We start from the raw sequence: 20,441 nt of genomic DNA on the forward strand, positions 1-20,441 counted from the left end.
TGAGAGCCATCCTGACTGGCGAAGCTCAACTCGTCCACTCAGGCCGCGGCTCTGACGCCAAGAAGCAGGATGTTGCGGGTATCGTGCTGCCGCCGGCATACGTCATCGGCCGTCCCGACTAATTGTTGAATGTTGCAGTCATCTTCAATGTTGACTAGTAGAGTCATGTTTCACGCCCGGAGATCGGACCGCCGAGGTGGCGGAACAGGAAGCGGCCGGCCGTTGTGAGGACAAGGAAGAAGCTGTTGTTGTCTAGAACCAGTTTGCTTGCGGCGTTGGTCGCATCCGTCATCCTGTCGGTCGGCAGTGCATCGGCCCAGCAACAGCCGGCCGGCGCTGCCCCTGCGGCGGAGGCCACGCCGGTGTCTGCCGCACCGGCACCCGCCGCAACGGTCCCGGCCACATCAGCGCCCGCGACACCGCCGCCCGGCGCGCCAGCAGCTCCGGCGCCCGTTACAGCAGCGCCCGCGGGGGCGATGGAGCTGAACCTGCCGCACGATCTGTCGCCGTGGGGCATGTTCATGGCCGCCGACATCATCGTGAAGGCGGTAATGATCGGACTGGCCTTCGCCTCGCTCGTCACCTGGACGATATGGCTGGCCAAATCGCTGGAGATTTTTGGCGGCAAGCTGCGCATCCGCCGTGCCGTTCGCGCGATCGGCGATGCCGCGACGCTGAAGCAGGCGAGCCGCGCGCTCGACCGCAGCGGCGGCCCCGGCGCGCTTCTGGTCAAGGCGGCGGAAGAAGAGACCGCACTCTCGGCCGGCGCGCTCGGCCATATCGGCGGTGACGGGTTGAAGGAACGGGTCACCTCGCGCCTGTCGCGCATCGAGGCGGCGGCGTCGCGGCGCATGTCGCGCGGCACAGGCGTGCTGGCGACGATTGGCTCCACGGCTCCCTTCGTCGGCCTGTTCGGCACGGTCTGGGGCATCATGAACGCCTTCATCGGCATTTCGCAGGCGCAGACCACCAATCTGGCAGTGGTCGCGCCGGGCATTGCCGAGGCGCTGCTGGCCACGGCGATGGGCCTCGTCGCGGCAATTCCAGCAGTGGTGATCTACAATGTCTTCGCCCGCTCGATAGCCGGCTACCGGCAGATCCTCGCCGATGCCTCGGCGGGCGTCGAGAGGCTGGTCAGCCGCGACCTGGATTTCCGCACGGTCGCGCCGGCGACGGCGCTGGCGGCGGAGTAGCGACGCCATGGGAAGCAGAATCCGCCAGACCCTGGACGACGATCTCGAGGAGAGCCACGAGATCAACGTCACGCCCTTCATCGATGTCATCCTGGTGCTGCTGATCATCTTCATGGTCGCCGCACCGCTGGCGACGGTGGACGTCAATGTCGACCTGCCGGGCTCGACGGCGACGCCCGCGCCGCGACCCGAAACGCCGCTGTTCCTGACCTTGAAGGATGATCTTACGCTGGCTATCGGCAATGACAGCGTGCCGCGCCCGGCCTTCGCGGCCACGTTGGACAGCAGGACAAGGGGCGACAAGCAGACGCGCATCTTCCTGCGCGCCGACAAGGCGGTCGCCTATGGCGACCTGATGGAGACCATGAACCTGCTGCGCGGCGCCGGCTATCTGAAGATCGCGCTGGTCGGTCTGGAGACGGCGCCCGCGACCGATGCGCCGGCACCCGCTCCCGCGGGAACGGCGGCGCCATGACGCAGGCGGCCGCCCTGCCCACGACTGACCTGACGCGCTTCGGCTGGCGCGATCTTGGCTTGTGGACGGGTGCGGCGGCGCTGGTGCTTGGCGCCCATGTCGCGGTCGCCTATGCGGTGCAGAGCTTCAATCCGATCGAGATGGATGGCGGGCCGCCGACCCCGGTGATCGAAATGGTGCCGATGGCGGTGATGCCGGCCGTGCCCGAACAGGCCGCGATGCTGGAAGCGGCGATGCCCGACCAGGCCGAACCAGCCGAAGAGGCCGAGAGGGTCGCCGAAGCCGAGCCCGAGAAAATGACCCAACAAACCGAACCGACAGCCGAGCAACCGGAAACGGTGCCGCCCGACGAGACCGAGCCGACCGCGACAGCCGACGCCGAACCGATCGACCAACCGCCGCCGGATCAGGTCGTTCCCGAAATTGTCGAAGCCCTGAGGCCAGAGGTCGTCGTTGCGTTGCCGCGGCCGAAGCCGGTCGAGGAAACCAAGGAAAAGAGACCGGTCCAGGCCAAGGCGAAAAAACCGGCCGAAAAGCCCAAGCCGCGGCCAAGGAAGGAAAAGGCCGAGCCGGCAAGGACGGTTGCCACCGCAAGCGCGCAGACAAGGCCGGCGGCCAAGGCGGCGGCGCCGAAATCGGCGGCAGGGTTCTCGGGCATAGATCCGGCCAAGTGGGAATCCCGGCTGGCGGCATGGATCAATCGGCACAAGCGTTATCCAAGTGCCGCGAAATCCAGGGGAGCGCAGGGCAATGTGAACGTGGCCTTCGCGGTGGACGCATCGGGCAGGGTGGTGTCGGTGCGCGTGGCCCGTTCTTCCGGCGATCCTGACCTCGACCGCGCCGCGCTCGCCGTGCTGCAGGGCGCAACGGTGCCGGCACCGCCGCCGGAACTCGGCTCGCGCGTCAGCCGCACGGCGCCGTTCGTGTTCAATTTGCGGGATTAGAGCGGAGGCTGGCCTGATCCTGGCGCTGTCCGATCTTTGCGAGGACCGCGGTCAGTGGCTCATCGAATGGCACAGCGTTTCGACCTGCTCCAGGTAGAAGCGGCATTTCACGCGCAGTGTCCCGAGGTTCGGATCGTCGGCGCCGTTGATCTCGATGGTCTGCATCATGAAGTCGAAATGGGCGTGAAAGGCGTCCGCCGCGCCCCACAGGCTATCTGCCTGCCAGCTGTCGGCCATCGCCAGGGAAATCAGTTGCCGGGCCTCGGCGCGTGCGGCATCCGGCGATGCCGGCCGACGGGCGATCAGGGTCTGGAGCCGGCCGAAGACGCTGTCCCTGGCATCGGCGCTCCTGATGGGTGCGATCATGTTCATTGGCGGGTTCCCCTCGAATCTCTATGCATGAAGTCCATTTGCGGACCGCGGGCGATCAAGGCGGGGGATCGCGATACCAGCGCGCGCAGGGCTGAGTGTTGCATCCGCTACGCTCTCCTTTGCTGAGCGTGGCTGTCCTTCGGCCTGGCATGCATCGGGTTGCCGCTGAGCTGCGCATGCCTTGCAGGCTGCGCGCCGCGCAGGACGTCGAAGGCTTCGGCATAGGCCATGCCGAGCAGGTAGGAGATCATGGGAAAACGGCTTGCTTCGGCCATCCGCACGAGCTCATTGCTCATCGTCGCGATATATTGAAGGCTATCGATCTCTGACTGACGTAGGGACTGATTGGCCACGTGCTTCTCCTGTCATCTGGTGGAACTCAGGGAACGCGTATTGGCTACACGGACATACTAAGACGGCTAATTAATGGACTGGCCCACCGAATGCGGGCCTGGTTCCGGGGTCGAAAGGGTCAACGCATAGATGGGTGCATCGGTGAGGCGGTCGAGGCCGAGAAGACGTTTGATCGCCGAATGGCTGAGCGCTGCCGTGGGGCAGGCCGACAGACCGTGCTTGGTCGCCGCCAGCATCACGTTCTGGCCGATATGGCCGGCCTCGATCAGCACGACGCGGTAGGCGTTGGCATCGTCATATTTCCACATGGTGCGGTCGAGCCTGGCGCAAAGCAGGATCAGGCAAGGCATGGCATCAGCCCATTCCTGCCCGCCGACCAGTTCGGAAATCTTCGGCAGATGGTTGGCCGAGACCATGCCGAGGTCGTGATCGGCGGCGGAATAGTGGTAGACGCCGGGCTCCAGGCCCTCGACGCCAAGCGCAACCACATAAGCCTCGTAAGGGTTGCGCGCGCCGCCCGAAGGGGTCATGCCCAGCGGCAGGGCGCCGACGCAGTTGCTGGTCTCGCCGGTGATGCCCATGCCCGCGAACAGGCAGTCGGAAAGCTGCCGCGCGGTGATCGTGGGGGCGGCCGCGGTGCGGTTGGTGCGGCGCCGCGCCATCAGGGTCAGGAGTTCGTTGTCGTCGAGCGCGTTCGGCAGTCGAATGGCGCCGGCGGCATTCTTGAGTATGAGGTCGGGCTGCGCGACATGGCCGGCGCGTTCGATCTGGCGAGCCTCGGCTTGCTCAATGGTCATGAACTCCGAGTCCTGGAGGCAGAAGTGCATCAGCGCGGTCGGGATGCCCCAGTTCCACTGCCCGGAGAATTTTGTTTCCTGTTCGGCCAGCGGCGAGCCGGCGGTGACCAGGGCGGAAAAATCGAGCAATTGCGGGACGACGGCGTTCAGGTCGGACGTCGACCACCCGTGAGCGCGCGCGATTTCCGCGGGGGAGGCCCATTCGTCCCAGGATGCGAGAAGACCGATCACCTCGGGGCTGCATTCGAAGACGCTGCGGGTCAGGAAATTGCAGGCCGTGACCTTGTTGGTCCCGGGATAGAGGACGAGCGTTTTTGAAGAGCGCATTTTCATGATGCTGAATGCCGTTTTGCCAATGTGAGGCGCCGACAGGCGAACCGCCCATCGGCGCCGAACGACTTCAGCGCTTGTTGTAGTGCATGCCCTGCGAGAAGAAGACGGTCTGCGTGCCCGCGGCAACCGTCAGCTTCGGGGCATTGTTCACTTTCTTGGCCATTTTCGTCCCTTTTCTGACCCCCAAATGGGATCTGTGAAAGATCCCCACAGCGGGATCCGCGTGAGGAAAGGTAAGATCGAAAGGGTTAATGGTTTGTTAAAATTGTAGTAAAGCTGGCGTGACCTAAAATATCTTTCTCGGTGGCAAAGTCTAAAATATCGATTTTGCTCAGATGTGGAGTAAGCAATCTCCAGCCTACGCTTTTTCGGGATATTCTTATTCTTATTTAGCGTAACCGATCGGCCAGCCTAGCCCGTCCCGGGCAAGGCTGACGACGAGTTGATCGATACCGGGATCGTCGAGCCCGACGACATGCGCCATGCGGATGGCATGCCGTGGCCGGATGCCGGACATATCCTGCCGCATGATAACCGATACGAATGCCGGCCCGGCCTCTGTCAGAAGCATGGCCTTGCCCGTCAGCACCGGTTCGGAGATGGGAGCCCACTGCACGGAGATCAGCGACGGTTCGCCGGTCTGGCGACGGTTGACGCCGCTGAAATAGATCCAGTTCAGGCGCGAGATCGCCACACCATAGTGGTTGCCGCGCGCGCGCGCCCATGTCGAGCCACGGCGCTCCGACCACCCGGTGACCCGGCGGAATGTGACCAGCTCGGCCTCGCGACGCACGAAGGTCACCGACCGCATCAAGAGGTCGGGACGGGTGGGGATCGAAAAGTAGGTGAAATAGGTACCGCCCGCGATCGACGGGGCGGGCGGGCGGATCATCTGGTTGAACAGACTTTCGGAAATCGGCGGCAGGCCGGGAACCCTGTGTTCGGGTGCGCCAGGATCCTGGTAGAGTTCGGCCTCGTCGATGCGGAAGTAGTCGCAGATCAGCTTGGCGGTGGCCTTGTTCGGAACGGTCTGCCCTTGCAGGTACCGCTCGAATTGCGTGCGGTTGATGCCCAACTCACGGCATACCGCACTAACGGAGGCATGGTCCTTGCAGAGCCGTCTGAGATTTGCAGCGAGGTTCTCGCGAATGGACACGTCTTTGCTTTCGCAGGCGAATTTTTCATTTCAACTCGGAATCCGTATAGCGCCTTCGGTCGCCCCCCGCCGAAACGCCTTGTCACAACACACAGAAAAAACCGATTTGAGAACGCCACTCTAATGGGGCGGCTTCCAAAAAAAATAGCGGCGATCCGGCAACGGCCATCGCCATAAGTCCAATTGACAATCGCCTTGCCCGGAGATCGCGAAATTGCCTGCGGCTTCCTTTGGGGTGACATTGGCGCGCGGCGCCGCATGGGACGACCATGCGTCCCGGCGGCGCGGCAGAAAGCGGAGAACCGACGACTTTGCTGGTGGAGCTGAGGGGGATCGAACCCCTGACCTCATCATTGCGAACGATGCGCTCTCCCAGCTGAGCTACAGCCCCGTTCCAGCAAGTGGCGCATTTATCGGGCGCGGCTGATTTCTGTCAAGGCGGCGTTGCCGAAATCCTCGTTGCCTGGCGCTTCGGTTGCCGGCCCTTGCCGGTTTGGCGTGCAATGGCTACATGTCGGCAACAATTGGAGACCGGCATGCTCGCCCTCATTCAAACCATCGTCATGGCGCTTGACCTCTACTGGTGGATCATCATCGCCTCGGCGATCTTTTCCTGGCTGTACGCCTTCAACGTCGTCAATTCGCGCAACCAGTTCGTCGGCAGCATCGGCAACATGCTCTATCGGCTGACCGAGCCGGCGCTGCGGCCGATCCGCCGCTTCATGCCGGACCTTGGCGGCATCGACATTTCGCCGATCATCCTGCTCTTGATCCTGTTCTTCGTCAGGCAGTTCATTCTCACCACGGTAGCACCGCTGGTGCTTTGAGCCCGACGATCGCATGAGCGCGCCGTTCCGCATCCGTGAGAACGGCATCGACCTGTTCGTGCGGCTGACGCCAAAATCTTCCGTGGACAGGTTGGAAGGCGTCGAAACGGCGGCGGACGGGCGAAGCCATTTCAAGGCGCGGGTCCGCGCCGTGCCGGAAAGCGGCGCCGCCAATCAAGCGCTGGAGAGACTGGTCGCCAAGACGCTGGGTGTGCCGGCGTCGGCCGTTTCGGTGGTCGCAGGCGGCACGGCACGGCTCAAGACGCTGCGCATAGCCGGTGATCCGAAAGTGCTGGCATGGAGCGTCGAGGCACTCAGTCAATCCTCTGGCTGACGTTCAATCCCCCAATGGGAGCCTTGGATCGTCGACCTTCAGCGTGTTTACACTCTGCTTGATGCGGCGCAAGTTCTCCAGCACCTTCGGACCGCGCGTCTCGGCAACCGATGTCACGATCATGTCGACGATCGCCAGCAGCGCGTAACGCGACGATGTCGGCTTGTAGATGTTGCCGTCCTCGAGCGGCTGCAAATGGATGACCGTGTCGGCGGCCTTGGCCAGCGCCGAATCGGGCGCGGTGATGGCGACCGTGGTGGCGCCATATTGCTGGGCCACCTGCACCGCCTCGATGACCGAGCGCGCATAGCCGGACACCGAAAAAGCGACCAGGGTGGTTTCTGACGTGGCTACGGCGGCGTACATGCGCTGCAACTGGCCATCGATCTGCGCCAGCACCGGCAGGCCAAGCCGGAACATTCGATTCTGCATCTCGGTCGCCATCATCGAGGAGATGCCGCCAGAGCCGATGCACAGCACATTGCCTGACGTCGCAAGCCGCTCGGCGACGGCGACCAGCGTCGTCATGTCGAGGTTCTCGCTGGCGCGCTGGATGGCCGAGATCGCCGCTTCGGTGATGGCCGAGGCGATACGCTGCTCACGCGCGTCGCGGCTCAACGGTTCGGGCGACAGATACTGGCCGCCAATGGCGATGGCCTGGGCCAGGTAGAATTTGAAGTCGCGCAGGCCCTCGCAGCCGAGATTGCGGCAAAAGCGCGTCACCGTCGGTTCGCTGACGCCGACGCGCGCGGCAATCTCCGAGATTGCCGCCTTGGAAGCGAAATCGAGATCGGACAGCACAAGGCCGGCCAGCCGGCGATCCGATTTGGTGCCGTCCTGCGACATCAGCTGCAGCCGCGTGATGATGTCTGCCGGCGTCTTCATGTCTGTTGTTTCGTCTTCATGCCGTTGCCCTCGGGGCAGGCCTTATAGCGGCAGGCCGGTCGCCTTGTCGAACAGATGGATGTTGCCGGGATCGACCGAGACCGGCAGCAGGTCGCCCGGCTTGACCGGCACCCTGTCGCGGAACACGGCGCGCACCGTATCAGTGCCGATGGCGCCATAGACATGGGTCTCGGAGCCGGTCGGCTCGACGACATCCACCTTGAGCGCCATGGCGTCGGCGGCCTCGCCGATGATGAAGTGCTCGGGCCGGATGCCGGCCTCCACCGCATTGCCAGCCGGTGCCGCCTTGCCGGCAAGTGCAAGCCGTCCGCCACCGGCCGATTCGAACCAGCTTTTCTCGGGCGTCGCCTTGAGGGCGCCGGAGACAAAGCTCATCGAGGGGGAGCCAAGAAAGCCGGCGACGAACTTGTTGGCCGGCCGGTCATAGAGCTCGAGCGGGGCGCCGACCTGCTGGATCCGGCCGCGGTCCATCACGACGATGCGGTCGGCCATGGTCATGGCTTCGATCTGGTCGTGGGTGACATAGACGATGGTCGATTTCAGCCGCTGGTGCAGCGCCTTGATCTCGGTGCGCATCTGGACGCGCAACTGCGCGTCGAGATTGCTGAGCGGCTCGTCGAACAGGAACACCGACGGTTCGCGCACAATGGCGCGGCCCATGGCGACACGCTGACGCTGGCCGCCCGAGAGCTGGCGGGGATAGCGGTCGAGATAGGAGAAGAGGTCGAGCACCCCGGAGGCCTTCTTGACCTTGTCGTCGATGGCGGCACGGTTCTCGCCACGGATCTTCGGGCCGAAGCCGATATTGTCGGAGGCCTTCAAATGCGGGAACAGCGCATAGGACTGGAACACCATGGCGATGTTGCGCCGCTGTGGCGGCAGATCGTTGGCGCGCGTGCCGCCGATCATGAGGTCGCCGGAACTGATCGTCTCCAGGCCGGCCAGCATGCGCAGCAAGGTCGACTTGCCGCAGCCGGACGGGCCGACCAGCACCACGAACTCGCCGCTCCTGATGTCGAGGTTGATGTCTTCGAGGATCTTATGCTGGCCAAAGGATTTCGACAGGTTGCGAAACAGGACGTCGGTCATGGTCACGCTCCCAATATGTCGTCGATGAACGGCAGGCAGCCGGCGGTCAGTCCGGCATCCACGGGCATCACCACGCCTGTTACGCCCGATGCGCGGTCCGAAGCAAGGAAAGCCACGGCTTCAGCCACTTCCGCGGCGTCGACGATGCGGCCGAGCGGGTAGAGGCGCTTGAGCTTGCCCAGGATTTCCGGGTCCTTGGCCAGGCGATGGTCCCAGGCGGCGGTGCGGATCGATCCGGGACAGACGACATTGGCGCGCACGCCGCTGCGGCCGAGTTCAACGGCGATCGATTTGGCATAGGCGTTGATGCCGGCCTTGGCCGCGGCGTAGGCCGGGTTGCCGAAATGCGCGATGGCGTTGACGGAGGAGATGAAGACGACGCTGCCTGACCCGCGCGCCGCCATCGCCTTGACGATAGGGTCGGCGAAAGTCATCACCCCGGTCAGATTGAGGTCGAGCTCGTGCTCGATCCTGTCGGCATCGAGCGCGGAAATCGTCTCGGCGCGCGTCCAGCCGGCATTGTTGATCAGGATATCGGGCACGCCGTCTCTGTCCAGCACAGCGGCGATCCCTGCCTCGATCGAAGCCCGGTCGAGAAGGTTGAAGACATGACGCGAGGCAAGGTGCGGGCTTGCCAGCGCCTCCTGCGACTGGTCGCAGCCGACCACCCGTGCGCCCCTTCCGGCCAGCAATGCGACGATCGCCGAGCCAAGGCCGCCGCCAGCACCGGTGACGACCACAGAGCGGCCTTCGAATTCGGCTTTCGAAACCACGGCGCTTGCTCCTCCCGCAGGTCAGGCAGATGCCGGCAGGCTACTGAAAAGAATGTAATTAAGCAACATGATAATCCGCTTGCATCCCACTAATTCCTCGATAATGTAGGAAAGTCACATAAATCTTGTGCCAGCCGTCGGTACAAGGAACGCAAATGCGCGGAACAATGGGAGAGATCAGATGAGCCTTGCCAAATGGACTGTCGGCCTGATGGCCGGAATGAGCATGCTGGCCTTCGCGGCGCAGGCGAATGCGGGTGAAGTGCGCGTCACCGTCGCCGAATACAGCGCCAAGACCGGTCCGTATTTCGAAGCGGTCAAGAAGGAATTCGAGGCCAAGAACCCGGGCATCACCATCAAGTTCGAGGTCGTGCCGTGGGATGTGCTGTTGCAGAAGCTGACCACCGACATCACCGCCGGCACCAATGCGGACCTGTCGATCATCGGCACGCGCTGGCTGATCGACTTCGTCCAGCAGGACGTCGCCGAACCGCTCGACGGCTTCATCACGCCCGACTTCAAGGGCCGCTTCATCGACACCTTCCTGTCGCCCTCGATCATGGGCGGCAAGACCTACGGCCTGCCGATCGCCGCTTCGGCCCGCGCGCTCTATTACAACAAGGAGCTGTTCGAGAAGGCCGGCATAGCCAAGCCGCCGGCGACCTGGACCGAACTGCAGGACGATGCCCGCAAGATCAAGGCGCTGGGGTCCGGCACCTTCGGTTTCGGCCTGCAGGGCAAGGAGATCGAGACCGACGTCTACTACTACTACGCCATGTGGTCGCAGGGCACCGAAATCCTCAACAAGGACGGCACGTCGGGCCTCGGCACACCGGGCGCGCTCGAAGCCGCCAAGCTCTACAAGTCGATGATCGATGAGGGGCTGACCGAGCCAGGCGTGACCTCCAACAACCGCGAGGACGTGCAGAACCTGTTCAAGCAGGGCAAGGTCGGCATGATGATCACCGCACCCTTCCTGTCCAACCAGATCAAGGACGAGGCGCCGAAGCTGAAATACGGCGTGGCGGCCATTCCGGCCGGCCCGACCGGGGCGCGCGGGACCTATGGCGTCACCGATTCCATCATCATGTTCAAGAACTCCAAGAACAAGGATGAGGCCTGGAAGCTGCTCGACTTCCTGTTCACCACGGAACAGCGCGCCAAGTTCACGCAAGGCGAAGGCTTCCTGCCGGTGAACAAGGAAGAGGCCAAGATGGATTATTACGTCAACAATGCCGATCTCGCCGCCTTCACCGCACTGCTGCCCGACGCCCGCTTCGCGCCGGTCATTCCGGGCTGGGAAGAGATCGCCCAGATCACGTCCGACGCCATGCAGAAGATCTATCTCGGCGGCGACCCCGAGGCCGGCCTGAAGGACGCGGCGGCGAAGGCCAATGCCGTGCTGAAGAAATAGGGCGTATCTCCCTGCGCCCCGTGGCGCGCCCCAGACTCAGGCGGGGCGCGCCACATCTTGCAGATGCGAATTTTGGATTCGCCAGCCAGGCCAGCCGATGCAAAATCGTTTCCTGCCCTATCTCCTGACCTTGCCCAGCCTGTTCCTGGCGGCGGTCGTCATCTTCTGGCCGGTCTGGGACCTGATCCAGATCTCGACGCATGACGTCAACCGCTTCGGCCAATTGCGCGAGTTCAGCGGCCTTGCCAATTTTGCCTCGCTTGCCGCCGATCCCGACTTCGTCGCGGCACTCTGGCGTACCGGTGTGTGGACCGTGCTGGTGGTCGGCGGCGCGCTGCTGCTGTCGGTGCCGGTGGCGATGATCCTCAACACCGATTTCTACGGCCGTGGCCTTGCCCGCGTCATCATCATGCTGCCCTGGGCGGTGTCGCTGACAATGACGGCGGTGGTCTGGCGTTGGGCGCTCAGCGGCGAAAGCGGCATGCTGAATTCGGCGCTGCTTGGCCTTGGCCTGATCGACCACAACATCCAGTGGCTGGCCAGCGCCGAGACGGCGTTCCCGATGCAGGTGCTGATCGGCATATTGGTGACGGTGCCGTTCACCACGACGATCTTCCTCGGCGGCCTGTCGTCGATCCCGGACGATCTCTACGAGGCGGCGGCGCTCGAGGGCGCCACGCCGCTGCAGCAGTTCCGCGAGATCACCTTTCCGCTGCTGAAGCCCTTCATCAACATCGCCATCGTGCTCAACACCATCTACGTCTTCAACTCCTTCCCGATCATCTGGGTGATGACGCAGGGCGGGCCGGCCAACTCGACCGACATCCTGGTCACCCACCTCTACAAGCTTGCCTTCCGCATCGGCAAACTGGGCGAGGCCTCGGCGGTGTCGCTGGTGATGTTCGCCATATTGCTGGTCTTCACCATGATCTATGTGCGGTTGGCGATGCGGGAGCAGCGCGCATGACCAGCAAACTCAAACGCACCATCGTCGCCTGGCTGCTTTTGGCGCCGCTGATCGTGGTGACGCTCTTTCCCTTCGCGGTGATGTTGCTCACCGCAGTCAAGCCGCGGCAGGAGGTGCTGTCGCCGACTTGGTGGCCAAGCGAGTTCCGCTGGTCGAATTTTGCCGACATGTGGGTGGCGACCGGCTTCGGCCAGGCGCTGGCCAATTCGCTCTATGTCTCGCTCATCGCCACCGTCGGCGCCATCCTCATCTCCGTTCCCGCTGCCTATGCCATGTCGCGTTTTCGCTTTGCCGGCTACGGCGCCTTCCGCCAGTTCCTGCTGATCTCGCAGATGATTTCGCCGATCGTGCTGGTGCTCGGCCTGTTCCGGCTGATGGCCGCCTGGGGGCTGGTCGAATCGACGACGGCGCTCGGCTTCATCTACATGGCCTTCAACGTCGCCTTCACCGTCTGGATGCTGCAGAGCTATTTCGACACCATTCCGCGCGACCTCGAAGAGGCCGCCTGGATGGAAGGCGCAGGCCGCTGGCTGACCCTGCGCAAAGTGTTCCTGCCGCTCTGCCTGCCGGCCATCGCGGTCACCGCCATCTTCACCTTCATCAACGCCTGGAACGAGTTCGTCGTGGCGCTGACCATGCTGCGCAGCCAGGAAAGCTATACGCTGCCGATCCAGGTCTTTTCTCTCGTCGCCGGCCGCTACACGATCGAGTGGCATCACGTCATGGCGGCGACACTGCTGGCGACATTGCCGGTGGCGATCCTGTTCATCTGGCTGCAGCGCTACCTCGTGCGCGGGTTGGCGCTCGGGGCCGTCAAATAGAATTTGCATTGCACGGAGCTTACATGCGCATCTTCACCGCCTCGCTGGCGACGGAAACCAACACCTTTTCGCCGGTGCCGACGGACCGGGCCTCGTTCGAGATGGCCTTCTATGCCGGACCGGGCAAGCATCCGGAGACGCCGACGCTGTGCTCGTCGCCGATCGTCGCCTTGCGCCGGCGCGCGGCCAAGGAAGGGCTGACCGTGATCGAAGGCACCGCGACCTGGGCCGAGCCCGGCGGCCTGGTGCAGCGGCAGACCTTCGAGGCGCTGCGCGACGAGATCCTCGATCAGTTGAAGGCGGCGCTGCCGGTCGACGCGGTCATTCTCGGCCTGCACGGCGCCATGGTGGCGCAAGGCTATGACGATTGCGAAGGCGACCTGCTGGAATGTGTGCGCGGGATTGTCGGACCTGACGTGGTGATCGCCTGCGAGTTCGATCCGCACAGCCATCTTACGCCCAAGCGCGTGGCGGCGTCCGACATCATGGCCTATTTCCTCGAATTCCCGCATACCGATTTCTACGAACGCGGCGAGCATGTCGTCGAGCTGGGACTGGCCGCCGCGCGCGGCGAGACCAAGCCGGTCATTTCGACCTTCGACTGCCGGATGATCCAGGTGCTGCCGACCAGCCGCGAACCGATGCGCTCCTTCGTCGACCGCATCAAGGCGCTGCACGGCAAGGACGGCGTGCTGTCGGTTTCCGTCATCCACGGCTTCATGGCCGCCGACGTGCCGGAAATGGGCACGCGCATCCTCGTCGTGACCGACAATGACAAGGCCAGGGGCGACGCGCTGGCGGAGCGGCTGGGACGGGAACTCTATGCCATGCGCGAAAAGACGGCGATGACGATGCTCGATACCGCCGACGGCATTGACCGGGCGCTGGCGGTGCGTGCCGAGAACCCCGGCAAGCCGGTGGTCATCGCCGACATCTGGGACAATCCCGGCGGCGGCGTTCCCGGCGACGGCACCTTCGTGCTGCGCCAGATGCTGGCGCGTGGCCTCGACAGATTCGGCGTGGCGACGATCTGGGACCCGATCGCCGTCACCTTCTGCCTGGCGGCCGGCGAGGGCGCGGTCATCGACCTGCGTTTCGGCGGCAAGGCCGGGCCGCAGGCTGGCGAGCCGATCGACGCCCGCGTCAAGGTGCTGAAGGCCGTTGCCGAGGGCTGGCAGAGTTTCGGGCCGAGCCGGGTGACGCTCGGGCCAACCGCGCTGGTGCGCATCGAAGGCACCGAGGTCGACATCATCCTCAACACCAACCGAACCCAGACCTTCGAGCCGGACATTTTTGCCAATATCGGCGTCGATCCGCTGGGCAAGGATATGCTGCTGATCAAGTCGACCAACCATTTCTACGCCGGCTTCGCGCCGATCGCGGCGGAGATCATCTACGTCACGGCGCCAAGTTCGTATCCCAGCAATCCGGCGGTGACGGACTACAGGAAGCTGACGCGGCCGGTCTGGCCGAGGGTGAAGGATCCGTGGAAGCTGCCAATCTCCCCCACGAGGGGCGAGATCGGCTAATTACACCAATCCGCGCTTCACCATCATCGCTTCCGGCGAAGGCATCTTGCCGCGAAACGCCGTGTAAAGTTCCTCGGGGTCCTTCGAGCCGCCGGCGGCGTAGATGTTCTTGCGCAGCCTTTCGGCCAGTGCCGGGTTGAAGGGATCGCCGGTCTCCTCGAAGGCAGCGAAGGCGTCGGCGTCCAGCACTTCCGACCACATGTAGGAATAGTAGCCGGCCGAATAGCCGTCGCTCGAGAAGACATGGCCGAAATGTGGGGTGCGGTGGCGCATCGCGATGGTGCCGGGCATGTTGAGTTCTTCCAACGTTTCGGCTTCGAAACGAAGCGGTTCCGCCGGCGCATCGGGCCGGGCGTGATAGGCCATGTCCATCAAGGCGGAAGACGTGAATTCCACCGTGGCGAAGCCGGCGCCGAAGGTGCGCGTGGCCAGCATCTTGTCGAGCAGCGCCTTCGGCATCGGCTTGCCGGTCTTGACGTGCAGCGCGTGCTTTTCAAGCACCGCCGGTACCGTCAGCCAGTGCTCGTAGAGCTGCGAGGGCAGTTCGACGAAATCGCGGCTGACCGAAGTGCCTGCAACTGACGGCCAGGTGACGTCGGTCAGCATGCCGTGCAGCGCATGGCCGAATTCGTGGAACAGCGTCTTCGCCTCGTCGACCGAGAGCAGGGCCGGCTCGCCGGCCGGCGGCTTGGCGAAGTTCATGATGTTGTAGATAACCGGCTTGGAGCCGCGGCCGAGTCTATAGCCGGACTTCAGCGCGCTCATCCAGGCGCCGGAACGCTTCGAGGGCCGCGCGAAATAATCGGCGAGGAACAAGGCACGCTCGCTGCCATCGGCATTTTTCACCACGAAGACGCGAGCATCCGGGTGCCAGGCGGTGATGCCCGTCTTCTCCTCGAAGGTGATGCCGAAAAGTCTGGTCGCGACGTCGAAGCAAGCGTCGATCACCCGGTCGAGCTGCAGATAGGGTTTCAGCTCCGCCTCGTCGAAAGCGAATTTTTCCGCGCGCAGCTTCTCCTGGTAGAAGCGCCAGTCCCAGGCGGCGAATTTCTCGTTGCTGCCGGCTTGCGCCGCCAGGCGCTCCAATTCCTTCTGGTCGGCGGCCGCCTTTTCCAGTGCCTTTTCCCAGACGGGATCGAGCAGGTCGTGCACCGCCTTCGGCGTCTTGGCCATGGTGTCGTCAAGCTTCAGCGCGGCGAAGGAGGCGTAGCCGAGCAGCCCGGCCTTTTCGGCGCGCAGTTTCAGCATGTCGCGCACCACTTCGGTGTTGTCGCTGGCGCCGCCATTCTGGCCGCGCATGGTGAAGGCTTTGAAGGCGATCTCGCGCAGGTCGCGGCGTTCCGAGAAGGTCGTGAACGGCTCATAGATCGAGCGCGACAAAGTGACGGCGTAGCGCCCCTTTTGGCCGCGCATCTCGGCGGCCTCGGCCATCGAGCTCCTCAGGAAATCCGGCACGCCGGCAAGGTCGGCCTCGTCGAGGAACAGCGCCCAGTCGCGCTCGTCGGCCAGCACGTTCTGGCCGAAAGCCGTGCCGAGCGACGACAACTCCTCATTGATCTTGGCAAGCCGCTTCTTGCCTTCGGCGTCGAGCTTGGCGCCGGAGCGGACAAAACCTTTCCAGGTTTTCTCCAGCACCCGCAGCGTCTCGGCGTCGAGGCCGAGGCTTTCGCGGCGCTGGTAGAGGTCGTCGATGCGGGCAAACAGCTTCTCGTTCATCGAAATCGCCGAAAAATGCCTGGACATCTTCGGCGAGATGTCGCGCTCCAGCGCCTGGATGGTCTCGTTGGTGTGGGCGCCGGCGCGGCACCAGAAGATCGACGAGACCTGATCGAGAGCCTCGCCGCCGAGCTCCAGCGCGGCAAGTGTGTTTTCGATGGTCGGCGCATCCTTGTTGCCGGCGATCGCATCGATCTCCGCCTCATGCGCCTTCAGCGCCGCGTCGAAGACCGGGGAAAAATCGCCGTCGCCGATATGGGCGAAATCGGGCAGGCCGAGCGGCCCCTGCCACGCGGTCAGCGGATGGGCGGCGAGGTCGACGGCTTTCGTGGAAGGCATGGAGGGTCTTTCGCTGGCGTCAAGGAGGAGGGAGTGTCACCGATGTAGGGCGCGGCCCACGAGGCCGCAATATGGCAGGTGGCCGATCCGCCTCAATAGGCTTCGCAGTTTTCGGCGATGGCCGCCTGCGAGCTGGCGGTGATGCGGTTGCCGGCCACCGCGAAGGTTTCCTGCATCAGCATGTCATTGTCGGGGAAGTCGTAGCAGGCGATCACCGTGGTGATGCCGCCCTCGCTCTTCTCGATGCGGTGGCGGATCTCAGCGCCCACAACCGCGCCTTTCCATTCGCCGATCGCCGCGATGAATTCCTGCTTGCTCTGGACGATGCCGAGATCATCGAGCTTGATGCGGACGTCGTCGGCAAGCAGGTCGGCGAGTTCGGTGCGGTCGGCGACCAGCAGCGCAGAATACCAGCGGCTGATGATGGCGCCGTCATCGGCGCGCGCGGCAATGATCGCTATCAGCAGGGCGGCGGCGGTGAAGACGGCCGACCGGAGGTTCCTCACCGGGCGCGCCTTACCGTTCATTCCAGCACCGGCCGCTCGAAATCGCCGGTTTCCTTGTTCATCACCCAGAGCTCACCGGTAGAAATGTCGAACCAGGCCCCGTGCAGCGACAGCCGCCCCTTGCCCTCGAGGATCGAGACACAAGGAAAGGTCCGGAGGTTGGCGATGGAATAGCGGATCGAGATGCGTTCAAGCGCTGTCTGGCGCTCCACCGCCGTCATGAAGGTGCTGGAGGAGACCGTTTCGGCGGCAGGCGCGATCAGGCTCATCCATTTGCCGATGAAATCGCCGGGAGACAGCGGCGCGGCATTGGGGTCGAGCGCGGCGCGGATGCCGCCGCAGCGGCCATGGCCCATGACGACGATGTTCTTGACCTTGAGGCTCTGCACCGCGAATTCGAGCGCCGCCGAGGTCGAGTGAAACTCGCCATCCGGCTCGTAGGGCGGCACCAGATTGCCGACATTGCGCAGCACGAAGAGTTCGCCCGGCCCGGCGTCGAAGATTGCCTCGGGGGCCGAGCGGGAGTCGCAACAGGCGACGATCATCGTCTCAGGGGCCTGCCCCTCGCTGGCGAGCTCGCGGTAGCGGCCGCTCTCGGTGAGGTAGCGGCCATTCATGAAATTGCGATAGCCGGCGAGGAGGTGATCGGGAAGATGAGGCATGGGCGGCTAAGGCCTTTCCGGGGTTGGAGGCGGCAGCTCGTTGCGGTCGAGAAAGCCTCTAACGGCAAAAGCCCGTTGCGAGCAATGCAGAATTGTTGGGGCTGGTTATAAACGCCATGCACATAAGCGGGACGTCCGCCGACATTGTCATGCCCAGAGGGCGACCGGTATGCCAAAACCGTCAGCGAGTGGCGGGTTGGGAAATGGCCTCGCGCTGCCGCTGGCGATGCGGCCGGCGATCAGCATCATGACCGCCGCATCGAGGAAATCGTCGGCGGCCGCGCCACGCGGCGGCGGCTGGTCGAGAAAGTCGATGGCATAGCCGTGCCGGCTCAGCAGCGCCTTGCGCTCCGCCATGCCGGCCGGATTGATGCTGCCCTTGATCTTCTTCGGCAGCAGCATCGCCCGGTCGCCATTCAGGCGGCTGAAGGCGACTTCCGGATGCGATTCGAAGACGCGGCCGCGCAGATCGGGCCGGGCGATCAGCAGGGCGTCGATCTCGCGGATCTTCGAGAAGATGCCGAAGGCCTGGATGGAAACGCCGCGCGGCGGATCGGATGTGGCCCTTGCCACCTCGCTTGCCCTGCGATGCGCGGCGTACCAGGCTTCGATTGTGGTGAAGTCGCTGATCTCGGCATAGAGCGCCGCGCGGGACGGGATCGAAAAGACGCTGGACTGGCGCGCGCCAAGCAGCGGCCTGACCAGCGCCTCCGGTCCGCGGCCGCCCTTGCTGGAGAATTCGGGCAGGCCGATCGGCATGTCGACGGCGACAATCGCATCGTCGGGAGTTGCCGCGAGCAGCGCCGCGAAACTGGGGAAGATTTCAACCGAGGGCGTTGAACCGGGGTTGCGCCGCACGGCGATCCAGCCGGCCCTGCAGCCGTCAGCGCCGATCAACACGGCCCCGGCCGAATTCACGCCCGGCGGTCCCGCCCCGGATGCGTGAGATGGCGCAGCTGCACCATCGCCATCGGGTGCGACAGGCTCTGGGCGTCGGTTTCGAGCTGCAGCTCGTCGCCGCCGCGCTTTGCCGTGCGCGCCAGGATCTCGTAGACCGCCGCGGTGGTCGATTGCAGCGCCTTGATCGCCGGCTGGCCGGAGAGGATGCGGGCGAGATAGACAGCCGCCGTCAGATCACCCAGGCCGTTCGGCGGCTTGTCGATCAGGCGATGTTCGGCCAGCAGCGCCTGGGCGCCGTCGAGCAGCAGATTGCCGGTGCCGCCAGTCATCATCGATTGTGCCGAAGTGACCAGCATCGTCGACGGCCCGGCATGGAGTGCTGCCGCGATCACCGATTTCAGATCGGGCAGCGGCGCGCCGGCCATCCATTCCAGCTCGTAGCGGTTGGGGGTGGCGATGTCGGCGATCGGCATCAGCCGGTCGCGCATGGCGGCGGCGGTGGGCTCGGGCACATAGAGGCCGCCGGAATCGCCCATCACCGGATCGCAGATATAGACGGCATCGGACGTCCTGGCCTTGACGGCGGCGACCAGCGAGGCGACGGCCTCGGCCTGGCCGGCCTCGCCGAGATAGCCCGACAGCACCGCGCCGACCTCGCCCAGCCATGGCGCGCGCTCGAGATCGGCCATCAGCGCCTTGAATTGGTCGAGCGGCGGCACGATGCGCGTCGCCCGCCCATGGCCGGGATGCCAGGGCAGGATGACCGTCGGCACCGCCCAGACCGGAAAGCCCAGGGTCTCCAGCGCAAAGACGGCGGCACGATTGCCGACCGAGCCACGGGCGACATGGCTGGAAATGACGATGACCGCACGCGGCGCGTCGGGTTTTTCGGCGCTCATTGTTTTTTGATTCCTAGCTGCCCCGGATGAGGAAAAGCACGAGCCAGACCATCAGGCCCAGCGCCAGAAGCAGGCCGAGTATCCTGCCAATGCGCGTGCCCCAGACCTCGATCGGGTCGGTACGGTCGGCATCGGCGGCGGTGACATGGTCGCGCACGCCTTTCGTCGTTCGCGCCACGAAGGAGGTACCGGCCGGATCGGTCTCCTGCGCGACACGCTCGAGGATGCGGCGCGATTCCCTGTCGCTGTCCTGGCGTTGCGCCATGATGATATCCCGTTTTGACCGGACCTTATCGCGTTCGCGCGGCCAATCACAGGGCCTTGCGGCAAGGCGATGGATGCCGTCGCTGGTCCGGAGGCCGATGCCGTTTTCTTGCGCGCCGATTGTGGTAATGCTTCGCATGCAACTTCTATCGAGGGACCCATCATGCTCGCCCAGCGCCTTGCTCGACCATCGCCATTCCGCACGCTGCCCGCCTTCCTGATGATGGCAATCGTGCTGCCGCTGCTGGCCGGCTGCGGCTACAACACGATCCCGACAGCGGAGGAAAACGCCAGGGCGGCCTGGAGCGAGGTGCTGAACCAGTATCAGCGCCGCGCCGACCTCATCCCCAATCTGGTCGAGACGGTCAAAGGCTATGCCTCGCATGAAAAGGACACGCTGGATGCGGTGGTCGAGGCGCGCGCCAAGGCCACGCAGATCACGGTGACGCCGGAAACGCTGAAGGACCCCGAAGCCCTCAAGAAGTTCCAGGATGCCCAGGCCGGGCTGACCAGCGCGCTGTCGCGGCTGATCGCGGTGTCGGAGGCCTATCCCGACCTCAAGGCCAACCAGAATTTTCTGGCGCTGCAGGCCCAGCTCGAGGGCACCGAGAACCGCATCGCGGTGGCACGGCGCGACTACATCCAGGCGGTCAGGGACTACAATCTGACGCTGAAGACCTTCCCGTCAGTGCTGTGGGCGACCTTCTGGTTCCGCAGCAGCGAGCCCTTCGCCAACTTCACCGTCGACGAAGACAAGATGCAGCCGCCGAAGGTCGATTTCGGCACGAAGCAGGGCGGATAATTCGCTAAATCGGCTGAGCGTCTCTTTGCAACAAGACGGACCGCTGGCGTGCAAACACCCCCCTCTGTC

At 64.3% G+C, this 20,441-nt stretch carries 23 protein-coding genes and 1 tRNA gene; 10 read left to right on the plus strand and 14 right to left on the minus strand.

Annotated elements, in window-relative coordinates:
- Window positions 1-248 precede the first annotated feature (248 nt).
- Genes exbB through FJ546_RS18240 form a run of 3 tightly spaced genes read left to right on the plus strand, consistent with a single transcriptional unit; the run spans window position 249 to window position 2,612 of the window.
- Window positions 249-1,193, plus strand: coding sequence for a tonB-system energizer ExbB (gene exbB / locus FJ546_RS18230; RefSeq protein WP_140890602.1), 945 nt, complete (start codon window positions 249-251; stop codon window positions 1,191-1,193).
- Window positions 1,194-1,200: 7 nt separating this feature from the next.
- Window positions 1,201-1,668, plus strand: a complete 468-nt coding sequence (gene exbD, locus FJ546_RS18235) for a TonB system transport protein ExbD (RefSeq protein WP_140890603.1) — start codon at window positions 1,201-1,203, stop codon at window positions 1,666-1,668.
- The gene (locus FJ546_RS18240) at window positions 1,665-2,612 is read left to right on the plus strand and encodes an energy transducer TonB (protein ID WP_140890604.1); all 948 of its coding nucleotides are present in this window, start codon (window positions 1,665-1,667) and stop codon (window positions 2,610-2,612) included. The genes exbD and FJ546_RS18240 overlap by 4 nt, the downstream gene beginning before the upstream one ends.
- Window positions 2,613-2,663: 51 nt before the next feature.
- Here the strand turns inward: FJ546_RS18240 and FJ546_RS18245 are convergent, their stop codons facing one another.
- The 5 genes from FJ546_RS18245 to FJ546_RS18270 form a co-directional block, all read right to left on the minus strand.
- Window positions 2,664-2,984 carry a hypothetical protein gene (locus FJ546_RS18245; RefSeq protein ID WP_140890605.1) on the minus strand — a complete coding sequence of 107 codons (321 nt, stop codon included), beginning with the start codon at window positions 2,982-2,984 and terminating at the stop codon, window positions 2,664-2,666.
- A 107-nt stretch (window positions 2,985-3,091) separates the two neighbouring features.
- Window positions 3,092-3,337 carry a hypothetical protein gene (locus FJ546_RS18250; RefSeq protein ID WP_140890606.1) on the minus strand — a complete coding sequence of 82 codons (246 nt, stop codon included), beginning with the start codon at window positions 3,335-3,337 and terminating at the stop codon, window positions 3,092-3,094.
- 66 nt (window positions 3,338-3,403) lie between these two features.
- A complete protein-coding gene (locus FJ546_RS18255; RefSeq protein ID WP_246686878.1) occupies window positions 3,404-4,462 on the minus strand; it encodes a SagB/ThcOx family dehydrogenase in 1,059 nt (352 codons plus the stop codon).
- 391 nt (window positions 4,463-4,853) lie between these two features.
- Window positions 4,854-5,624 carry a helix-turn-helix transcriptional regulator gene (locus tag FJ546_RS18265; RefSeq protein WP_140890608.1) on the minus strand — a complete coding sequence of 257 codons (771 nt, stop codon included), beginning with the start codon at window positions 5,622-5,624 and terminating at the stop codon, window positions 4,854-4,856.
- A 315-nt stretch (window positions 5,625-5,939) separates the two neighbouring features.
- Window positions 5,940-6,015, minus strand: a tRNA-Ala gene (locus FJ546_RS18270).
- Between the two features lie 145 nt (window positions 6,016-6,160).
- Here FJ546_RS18270 and FJ546_RS18275 point away from each other — a divergent pair.
- Together FJ546_RS18275 and FJ546_RS18280 are read left to right on the plus strand one after the other, a co-directional pair.
- The gene (locus FJ546_RS18275) at window positions 6,161-6,451 is read left to right on the plus strand and encodes a YggT family protein (protein ID WP_027047523.1); all 291 of its coding nucleotides are present in this window, start codon (window positions 6,161-6,163) and stop codon (window positions 6,449-6,451) included.
- Between the two features lie 13 nt (window positions 6,452-6,464).
- On the plus strand, window positions 6,465-6,785 hold the full coding sequence (locus FJ546_RS18280; RefSeq protein ID WP_140890609.1) for a DUF167 family protein: 321 nt from the start codon (window positions 6,465-6,467) through the stop codon (window positions 6,783-6,785).
- 3 nt (window positions 6,786-6,788) lie between these two features.
- Here the strand turns inward: FJ546_RS18280 and FJ546_RS18285 are convergent, their stop codons facing one another.
- Genes FJ546_RS18285 through FJ546_RS18295 form a run of 3 tightly spaced genes read right to left on the minus strand, consistent with a single transcriptional unit; the run spans window position 6,789 to window position 9,553 of the window.
- A complete protein-coding gene (locus tag FJ546_RS18285) occupies window positions 6,789-7,670 on the minus strand; it encodes a MurR/RpiR family transcriptional regulator (RefSeq protein ID WP_140890610.1) in 882 nt (293 codons plus the stop codon).
- Window positions 7,671-7,712: 42 nt separating this feature from the next.
- On the minus strand, window positions 7,713-8,780 hold the full coding sequence (ugpC, locus tag FJ546_RS18290) for a sn-glycerol-3-phosphate ABC transporter ATP-binding protein UgpC (RefSeq protein WP_140890611.1): 1,068 nt from the start codon (window positions 8,778-8,780) through the stop codon (window positions 7,713-7,715).
- A 2-nt stretch (window positions 8,781-8,782) separates the two neighbouring features.
- Window positions 8,783-9,553, minus strand: coding sequence for an SDR family oxidoreductase (locus FJ546_RS18295; protein ID WP_095788873.1), 771 nt, complete (start codon window positions 9,551-9,553; stop codon window positions 8,783-8,785).
- 181 nt (window positions 9,554-9,734) lie between these two features.
- Between FJ546_RS18295 and FJ546_RS18300 the strand changes: the two genes are divergently transcribed.
- The 4 genes from FJ546_RS18300 (at window position 9,735) to FJ546_RS18315 (ending at window position 14,284) form a co-directional block, all read left to right on the plus strand.
- Window positions 9,735-10,967, plus strand: a complete 1,233-nt coding sequence (locus FJ546_RS18300; RefSeq protein WP_140890612.1) for a sugar ABC transporter substrate-binding protein — start codon at window positions 9,735-9,737, stop codon at window positions 10,965-10,967.
- A 97-nt stretch (window positions 10,968-11,064) separates the two neighbouring features.
- Window positions 11,065-11,934, plus strand: a complete 870-nt coding sequence (locus tag FJ546_RS18305; RefSeq protein ID WP_010912213.1) for a sugar ABC transporter permease — start codon at window positions 11,065-11,067, stop codon at window positions 11,932-11,934.
- On the plus strand, window positions 11,931-12,755 hold the full coding sequence (locus FJ546_RS18310) for a carbohydrate ABC transporter permease (protein WP_140890613.1): 825 nt from the start codon (window positions 11,931-11,933) through the stop codon (window positions 12,753-12,755). The genes FJ546_RS18305 and FJ546_RS18310 overlap by 4 nt, the downstream gene beginning before the upstream one ends.
- Before the next feature lie 23 nt (window positions 12,756-12,778).
- Window positions 12,779-14,284 carry a M81 family metallopeptidase gene (locus FJ546_RS18315; protein ID WP_140890614.1) on the plus strand — a complete coding sequence of 502 codons (1,506 nt, stop codon included), beginning with the start codon at window positions 12,779-12,781 and terminating at the stop codon, window positions 14,282-14,284.
- Here the strand turns inward: FJ546_RS18315 and FJ546_RS18320 are convergent, their stop codons facing one another.
- The 6 genes from FJ546_RS18320 to FJ546_RS18345 all read right to left on the minus strand — a co-directional run bounded on the left by FJ546_RS18320 (window position 14,285) and on the right by FJ546_RS18345 (window position 19,571).
- Complete coding sequence (locus tag FJ546_RS18320) at window positions 14,285-16,339, minus strand: M3 family metallopeptidase (protein WP_140890615.1); 2,055 nt, start codon at window positions 16,337-16,339, stop codon at window positions 14,285-14,287.
- A 92-nt stretch (window positions 16,340-16,431) separates the two neighbouring features.
- A complete protein-coding gene (locus FJ546_RS18325) occupies window positions 16,432-16,866 on the minus strand; it encodes a nuclear transport factor 2 family protein (RefSeq protein WP_140890616.1) in 435 nt (144 codons plus the stop codon).
- Window positions 16,863-17,507, minus strand: a complete 645-nt coding sequence (locus FJ546_RS18330) for a carbonic anhydrase (RefSeq protein ID WP_140890617.1) — start codon at window positions 17,505-17,507, stop codon at window positions 16,863-16,865. The genes FJ546_RS18325 and FJ546_RS18330 overlap by 4 nt, the downstream gene beginning before the upstream one ends.
- 147 nt (window positions 17,508-17,654) lie before the next feature.
- Window positions 17,655-18,425 carry a DUF429 domain-containing protein gene (locus FJ546_RS18335; RefSeq protein ID WP_140890618.1) on the minus strand — a complete coding sequence of 257 codons (771 nt, stop codon included), beginning with the start codon at window positions 18,423-18,425 and terminating at the stop codon, window positions 17,655-17,657.
- Complete coding sequence (gene pdxY / locus FJ546_RS18340) at window positions 18,422-19,306, minus strand: pyridoxal kinase PdxY (protein ID WP_140890619.1); 885 nt, start codon at window positions 19,304-19,306, stop codon at window positions 18,422-18,424. The genes FJ546_RS18335 and pdxY overlap by 4 nt, the downstream gene beginning before the upstream one ends.
- Window positions 19,307-19,319: 13 nt before the next feature.
- Complete coding sequence (locus FJ546_RS18345) at window positions 19,320-19,571, minus strand: hypothetical protein (RefSeq protein ID WP_140890620.1); 252 nt, start codon at window positions 19,569-19,571, stop codon at window positions 19,320-19,322.
- Window positions 19,572-19,733: 162 nt separating this feature from the next.
- On the opposite strand from FJ546_RS18345, the gene FJ546_RS18350 reads away from it, so the two are divergent.
- Window positions 19,734-20,372 (plus strand): LemA family protein, encoded by a 639-nt coding sequence (locus FJ546_RS18350; RefSeq protein ID WP_140890621.1) that lies wholly within the window; start codon window positions 19,734-19,736, stop codon window positions 20,370-20,372.
- Window positions 20,373-20,441: the final 69 nt, after the last annotated feature.

The sequence above is a fragment of the Mesorhizobium sp. B2-4-19 genome, from assembly GCF_006441315.1.
Classification (GTDB): Bacteria; Pseudomonadota; Alphaproteobacteria; order Rhizobiales; family Rhizobiaceae; genus Mesorhizobium.

What these genes read in the sequence shown, in the direction of transcription:
- exbD (WP_140890603.1), top strand. Translation starts at nt 1,201, where the DNA reads ATGGGAAGCAGAATCCGCCAGACCCTGGACGACGATCTCGAGGAGAGC.
- FJ546_RS18240 (WP_140890604.1), top strand. Translation starts at nt 1,665, where the DNA reads ATGACGCAGGCGGCCGCCCTGCCCACGACTGACCTGACGCGCTTCGGC.
- FJ546_RS18245 (WP_140890605.1), bottom strand. Translation starts at nt 2,984, where the DNA reads ATGAACATGATCGCACCCATCAGGAGCGCCGATGCCAGGGACAGCGTC.
- FJ546_RS18255 (WP_246686878.1), bottom strand. Translation starts at nt 4,462, where the DNA reads ATGCGCTCTTCAAAAACGCTCGTCCTCTATCCCGGGACCAACAAGGTC.
- FJ546_RS18275 (WP_027047523.1), top strand. Translation starts at nt 6,161, where the DNA reads ATGCTCGCCCTCATTCAAACCATCGTCATGGCGCTTGACCTCTACTGG.
- FJ546_RS18280 (WP_140890609.1), top strand. Translation starts at nt 6,465, where the DNA reads ATGAGCGCGCCGTTCCGCATCCGTGAGAACGGCATCGACCTGTTCGTG.
- FJ546_RS18285 (WP_140890610.1), bottom strand. Translation starts at nt 7,670, where the DNA reads ATGAAGACGCCGGCAGACATCATCACGCGGCTGCAGCTGATGTCGCAG.
- ugpC (WP_140890611.1), bottom strand. Translation starts at nt 8,780, where the DNA reads ATGACCGACGTCCTGTTTCGCAACCTGTCGAAATCCTTTGGCCAGCAT.
- FJ546_RS18300 (WP_140890612.1), top strand. Translation starts at nt 9,735, where the DNA reads ATGAGCCTTGCCAAATGGACTGTCGGCCTGATGGCCGGAATGAGCATG.
- FJ546_RS18305 (WP_010912213.1), top strand. Translation starts at nt 11,065, where the DNA reads ATGCAAAATCGTTTCCTGCCCTATCTCCTGACCTTGCCCAGCCTGTTC.
- FJ546_RS18310 (WP_140890613.1), top strand. Translation starts at nt 11,931, where the DNA reads ATGACCAGCAAACTCAAACGCACCATCGTCGCCTGGCTGCTTTTGGCG.
- FJ546_RS18315 (WP_140890614.1), top strand. Translation starts at nt 12,779, where the DNA reads ATGCGCATCTTCACCGCCTCGCTGGCGACGGAAACCAACACCTTTTCG.
- FJ546_RS18320 (WP_140890615.1), bottom strand. Translation starts at nt 16,339, where the DNA reads ATGCCTTCCACGAAAGCCGTCGACCTCGCCGCCCATCCGCTGACCGCG.
- FJ546_RS18325 (WP_140890616.1), bottom strand. Translation starts at nt 16,866, where the DNA reads ATGAACGGTAAGGCGCGCCCGGTGAGGAACCTCCGGTCGGCCGTCTTC.
- FJ546_RS18330 (WP_140890617.1), bottom strand. Translation starts at nt 17,507, where the DNA reads ATGCCTCATCTTCCCGATCACCTCCTCGCCGGCTATCGCAATTTCATG.
- pdxY (WP_140890619.1), bottom strand. Translation starts at nt 19,306, where the DNA reads ATGAGCGCCGAAAAACCCGACGCGCCGCGTGCGGTCATCGTCATTTCC.
- FJ546_RS18345 (WP_140890620.1), bottom strand. Translation starts at nt 19,571, where the DNA reads ATGGCGCAACGCCAGGACAGCGACAGGGAATCGCGCCGCATCCTCGAG.
- FJ546_RS18350 (WP_140890621.1), top strand. Translation starts at nt 19,734, where the DNA reads ATGCTCGCCCAGCGCCTTGCTCGACCATCGCCATTCCGCACGCTGCCC.